This is a genomic window from Kitasatospora sp. NPDC054768, from assembly GCF_053612025.1.
In genome coordinates this window covers 1-5,718 of sequence record NZ_JBSHBN010000285.1, presented here as the reverse complement: position 1 = coordinate 5,718, position 5,718 = coordinate 1, and the positions used below count along the sequence as shown (strand labels likewise).

3 protein-coding genes are annotated in these 5,718 nt (G+C 71.6%); all 3 read left to right on the top strand.

The window, feature by feature from the left end:
- The first annotated feature begins 477 nt into the window (after positions 1-477).
- Complete coding sequence (locus ACWGKU_RS40145) at positions 478-2,679, top strand: M4 family metallopeptidase (RefSeq protein WP_401053531.1); 2,202 nt, start codon at positions 478-480, stop codon at positions 2,677-2,679.
- A gap of 335 nt (positions 2,680-3,014) precedes the next feature.
- Positions 3,015-5,237 carry an RICIN domain-containing protein gene (locus ACWGKU_RS40140; RefSeq protein WP_452181012.1) on the top strand — a complete coding sequence of 741 codons (2,223 nt, stop codon included), beginning with the start codon at positions 3,015-3,017 and terminating at the stop codon, positions 5,235-5,237.
- Positions 5,238-5,427: 190 nt separating this feature from the next.
- Positions 5,428-5,718 (top strand): hypothetical protein (locus ACWGKU_RS40135; protein WP_452191807.1); only part of this gene is annotated, 291 nt, incomplete at its 3' end.

The following is a 5,718-nucleotide window of genomic DNA, read 5'->3' as shown; positions in this document are numbered from 1 at the left end:
CCCTACGTCCACGCCTACAACGCGGACGGCCAGGAGATCTACAACCAGAAGACCCAGCCCAACGTCAAGGGCACCCGCCCGTAGACGTCACACCGGACGCACGCTGGTGGGGCCGTCGTCGGCGCCGGTCTGTTTTCCCCCGCATTACCCGTCTTCTGACGGTGGATTACCTCGACATTACGTCTATGACGAAGCATTCCGGCCAACTTGTCGCCGCACGGGTGACGTGTTTCCAACAAAGATGGCACTGTACCGTCCCATCGCCGCAGCGGCCCTTGCAGTCGCACGCGCACCACCCGCTGCGGTGATCACGTGGAGGTTGTCCCCCACTCGAACCACCAGCTCTACCGGGCGGCACCATCCCTGCCCTCCCGGCTGACTCCGGCCGCACCCGCGCGGCCGTCGCAGAAGGAGTTCAGTGTGAATCGATCCTCCCGAAAGACCACCGGCGCAGGCGCGTTGACAGTCGGCGCCGCGATGATCGTGGCTGTTCTGACATCCGGTGTCGCCATCGCCGACGAGACTCCCGCCCAGGCCCCCGCCGAGGCCCGGGCCACCGCCGGCGCGCTGCCGGTGCAGCTGTCGCCGGAGCAGCGCGGTGAGTTGCTGGCCTCGGCGGACGCGTCGCTGGCGGAGACCGCCAGGTCGCTGAAGCTGGGGTCGAAGGAGGCACTGGTCGCCAGGGGCGTCACCAAGGACGCCGACGGCAGCGTGCACACCCGCTACGAGCGGACCTTCGACGGACTGCCGGTGCTCGGCGGCGACCTGGTCGTCCACACCGCCGCGGACGGCTCCACGAAGGGCGTCACCAAGGCCACCGAGGCGGACATCGCCGTCGACACCACCGCCAAGGAGAGCGCGGAGGCGGCGAAGGGCCTCGCGCTCGACAGCGCCGGCAGCGCGAAGGTCGCGGAGCCGGCGGCCGACAGCGCCCGCAAGGTGGTCTGGGCCGCGTCCGGCACCCCGCGCCTCGCGTGGGAGACGGTGGTCACCGGCACGCAGGAGGACGGCACGCCGTCCGAGCTGCACGTCATCACCGACGCCAACTCCGGCAAGAAGATCTTCGAGTACCAGGGCGTCGAGACCGGCGTCGGCAACAGCAAGTACTCGGGCCAGGTCACCATCGGCACCTCGGCGGCGGCCGGCGGCGGCTTCGCGTTGACCGACAACACCCGCGGCGGCCACAGCACCTACGACCTGAACGGCACCAGCTCCACCAAGAAGCTGTTCACCAATCCGACCGACACCTGGGGCGACGGCACCGTCGCCAACCGGCAGACCGCCGCCGTGGACGCCGCCTACGGCGCCCAACTCACCTGGGACTACTACAAGAACGTCCACGGCCGCAACGGCATCAAGGACGACGGCGTCGGCGCCTACACCCGGGTCCACTACGGCAACAACTACGTCAACGCGTTCTGGTCCGACAGCTGCTTCTGCATGACCTACGGCGACGGCGCGGGCAACGTCAAGCCGCTGACCTCCATCGACGTCGGCGCCCACGAGATGACCCACGGCGTCACCTCGGCCACCGCGAACCTGGTCTACAGCGGTGAGTCCGGCGGCCTGAACGAGGCCACCTCGGACATCATGGCCGCCGCCATCGAGTTCTGGGCCGACAACCCCGAGGACAAGGGCGATTACCTGGTCGGCGAGAAGATCGACATCAGGGGCGACGGGAGTCCGCTGCGCTACATGGACAAGCCCTCCAAGGACGGTCGCTCCAGGGACTACTGGTCGTCCGACCTCGGCTCCGTCGACGTGCACTACTCCTCCGGCCCGGCCAACCACTGGTTCTACCTGGCCTCCGAGGGCAGCGGCAGCAAGACCGTCAACGGCGTGGCCTACGACTCCCCGACCTCCGACGGCCTGCCGGTGACCGGCATCGGCCGGGACGCGGCCGCCAAGATCTGGTACCGGGCGCTGACCACCTACATGACCTCGTCGACCAACTACGCGGCGGCCCGCACCGCCACCCTGCAGGCCGCCGCCGACCTGTACGGGCCGACCAGCGCGACCTACATGAACACCGCCAACGCCTGGGCGGCCATCAACGTCGGCCCGCGCGTCGTCGACGGCCTCCTGCTGGACCCCGTCGCCAGCCAGATCACCGCGATCGGCGCCCCCGCCGATCTCCAGATCAAGGCCGCCAACTTCAACCCCGGCATCGTCACCTACCACGCGACCGGCCTCCCCGAGGGCCTGACGCTCCACCCGGTCACCGGCCGCGTCACCGGCGTTCCGGCCCTCACCGGCACGTACACGGTCACCGTCACCGCCAAGGCCTCCCACCACAGCAGCCTCGCGACGACGTTCACCTGGAAGGTCTCCCGGGGCATCTTCGCGAACACCACCCCCGTGTCGATTCCGGACGGGGGCCCTGCGATCTTCTCGGACATCGTCATCGACCGGATTCCGGGCCGGGCGCCGAGCGACCTCAAGGTGGGCGTGGACATCAAGCACACCTGGCGCGGTGACCTGGTCGTCGACCTGGTCGGCCCGGACGGCACGGTGTACTCGCTGAAGAAGAGCAACCTCGGCGACTCGGGCGACAACGTCATCGAGACCTACACGGTCGACGCCTCCGCCCAGCTCGCCAACGGCACCTGGCGGCTCCGGGTGCAGGACATGTACCGCACCGACTCGGGCCGCATCGACGGCTGGAAGCTCATCTTCTGACCGTGTCGGCACTGAGCACCGGGCACCGGGCACTGAGCACCGGGCACCGGGCACTGAGCACTGAGCACTGAGCACTGACCTCTGAGGTGATCCGGTCGGCGAAGGCACTCACTTCGCCGACCGGATCACCTCTTGGCCGTGCGGCACGGTCCGTCGCCAGGCTCCGGACCACCCCGGCTGGAACCGGCGCCGCCGTCGCCCGCGGTTCGAACGCGCTGAATATTTTCGCAAGATGTTTCTGTTATTGCCGGTCGTCCCGCGTGCTCTCCGGAGTGTCGGAAGGCCCGGACCCCTTCACCACAGGGTCCGGGTCGTCGCACGAGGAAAGGAACGCGATGGGACACCGGAGCACCGAGCTTCGCCGGCGCAAGCGCCGCAGGCTCACCCGCAGGAGCGCACTGGTCGCCGCGGCGGTGGCGGCAGGGCTGCTGGCGGGAACGCTCGGCATCCGCACCGCGCTGGAGCCGGCGGCCCTGAACGGCGCCGTCACGGCCGCGGCCGACGGGGTCGACGGTTCGGGGACGCAGGCCGGGCTGGTCGGCTACGACGGCGGACCGGGGGAGACCGGCACCGCCGAGGGGGCCACCCAGGCGCCCGCCCCGAAGCGGGACCAGAAGGCCGCGCCGCTCAAGGCGATACCCAAGGACGAGCCCGAACGCGGCCTGGTCTACGCCGGATTGAGCCTGCCGGGCAGCGACCGCTGCGGCGGCACGCTGGAGGTCACCGGCAGCACCCAGTGCAGCCACGGCCCGGACGTGCCGCCCAAGGGCGTGGACATCCGCCAGGACGTCCCGCCGGTCGCGGCCCCGGCCGCTCGGACGCCCGCGCTCACCCCCGCGGCCGGAGCCCAGGCACCCGCCGCCGCCGACCTGCTGAAGGGCTCCACGCCCGTCCTGGACGCCACGCAGAAGGCACTGCTCGGCGGCGCCGGCACCGCCGCGGACGCTGCCCCGGCCGGAGCGGCCGTGCCCGCCGGGTCGAAGCTGGTCTGCGAGGGCGACGGCAGCAGCGGCAACCGCGTCCAGGTGGTGTACGTCCACGGCCCGGGCAACGACCGCTTCGCCCAGTACCTTGCCTCGTTCAAGAAGTGGTCCGCCGACGTCGACGTCATCTACAACGCCAGCGCCGCGGAGACCGGCGGCGAACGGCACGTCCGCTTCGTCACCGAGTCCGACTGCAGCGCCTCGGTGCTGAACGTGCAGATCTCCGACGCCGAGATCCAGGACTTCAACGCGAGCAACCGGGCCCTCGCCGCGCAGGGGTTCAACCGCAAGGACCGCAAGTACATGATGTTCACCGACGCCAAGGTGTACTGCGGGATCGGCACGTTCGCCGGCGACGAGCGCCCCGGCCAGGACAACCTGAGCAACTTCGGTCCCTCGTACGGCCGGACCGACTCCGGGTGCTGGAGCGGCAGCACCGCCGCCCACGAACTCGGCCACAACCTGGGCGCGGTGAACAACAGCGCGCCCAACTCCAGCAAGGCCGGGCACTGCGTCGACGAGTGGGACGTGATGTGCTATTCGGACGCCCCCGACTACCCGCAGATGCGGACCGTCTGCCCGGACCGCGCCCATGACGACCGGCTCGACTGCAACCACGACGACTACTACAGCACCTCCCCGTCGCCGGGCAGTTACCTCACCACGCACTGGAACGTCGCCAACAACCGCTTCCTCATCGCCGGTGGCGGCAGCGGCCCCGACCCGACGCCCACCCCGCCTCCGACCGGCACGCCGACCCGCACGCCCTCGCCGTCCCCGACGCCCACCGGCAGCACCACCCCCACGCCGACCGGCTCCCCGTCGCCGACCGCGACCGCGACCCCGACCGCGACCCCCACTCCAACTGCGACCCCCACGGCGGGCAACACCGGCCCCGCGGTGGGCGTCAGCCAGGTCACCCAGAACTCCGCCGTGCTCAGCTGGACCGCCGTACCCGCCGCGGCCGGCTACGACGTCCTGCTGAACGGCCAGGCGATCGGCACCGTCCGCTCGACGGTGGTCGGCGTGGTCCGCCTCGCCCCCGGCACCTCGTACACCGTGGCCGTGGCCGTCCGCGACGCCGCCGGAGCGGTCGGCAAGCCCGGTCGCACCGCCACCTTCCGCACGGTCACCGACGCCGGCCGCCCGCAGCCGGGCACGCGCTACACGATGGTCAACGGACTGACCGGGCAGGCCGCCGACCTGTGGGGCAGCTCGATGAACGACGGGACCGTGGCCATCGCCTACCAGCGCACCGGCTACGCCAACCAGAAGTGGCAGTTCGAGGACGCCGGGAACGGCGCGGTGCGGATCAAGTCCGCGCGCTCCGGCAAGTGCCTGCAACTCGGCGGCGCCCCGGTGGCCGGTCAGTACGTCGCCCAGCAGCCGTGTTCCGACGCGGCCGCGCAGAAGTGGCAGCTCAACGCCGTCGAGGGCGGGTTCACCGTCACCGCGGACGGCGGCTCGCTCGTGCTGGGGCTCAGCACTCGCTGGTACTACGGCGGTTGGCTGCTGGAGCTGCAGCAGGCGAACGGCCGGCCGCAGCAGAACTGGTCGCTCCTGAAGGCCACGTAAGCAGGCACCTCCGACCGACCGCGGGCCGCGCGCCCGAGGACCGTGGCCCGGCTGCCCGGCTGCCCGGTGCCACGGTCCCGCACGTCGCCCGGCCCGCGCGCCGGGCGCGGCCACCCGTGCCGGCGCGGCCGCGCCCGACGCCCCCGTTTCCCGCACCCGACCTCCCACACCGCTCCGAGGAACACCCGCCATGCGAACCCGCCCGCTCCTCGCCGCCTGTGCCCTCGCGGCGGCCGCCGTCCTGCCCACCGCCGCACCGGCCGGTGCCCACGGCGACAGCGTCCACCTGGACGTCACCGGCCAGCAGAACGGTCGCGTCAGCACCGTCGCCACCTGGGAGAACGACCACGACCCGGTCACCGAGGAGTTCGCCGGCACGCTCTCCGCCACCGCGGCGGACGGCCGGACGGTGGGCCCCTGGCGACTGGTCGGCGTCCCGGGCCGCCCGGGGACGTACACCACCCGGGAGATCCTGCCCGCC

Excerpts from the sequence above, each read along its gene's own strand:
- ACWGKU_RS40145 (WP_401053531.1), top strand. The coding sequence starts at position 478 with ATGATCGTGGCTGTTCTGACATCCGGTGTCGCCATCGCCGACGAGACT.
- ACWGKU_RS40140 (WP_452181012.1), top strand. The coding sequence starts at position 3,015 with ATGGGACACCGGAGCACCGAGCTTCGCCGGCGCAAGCGCCGCAGGCTC.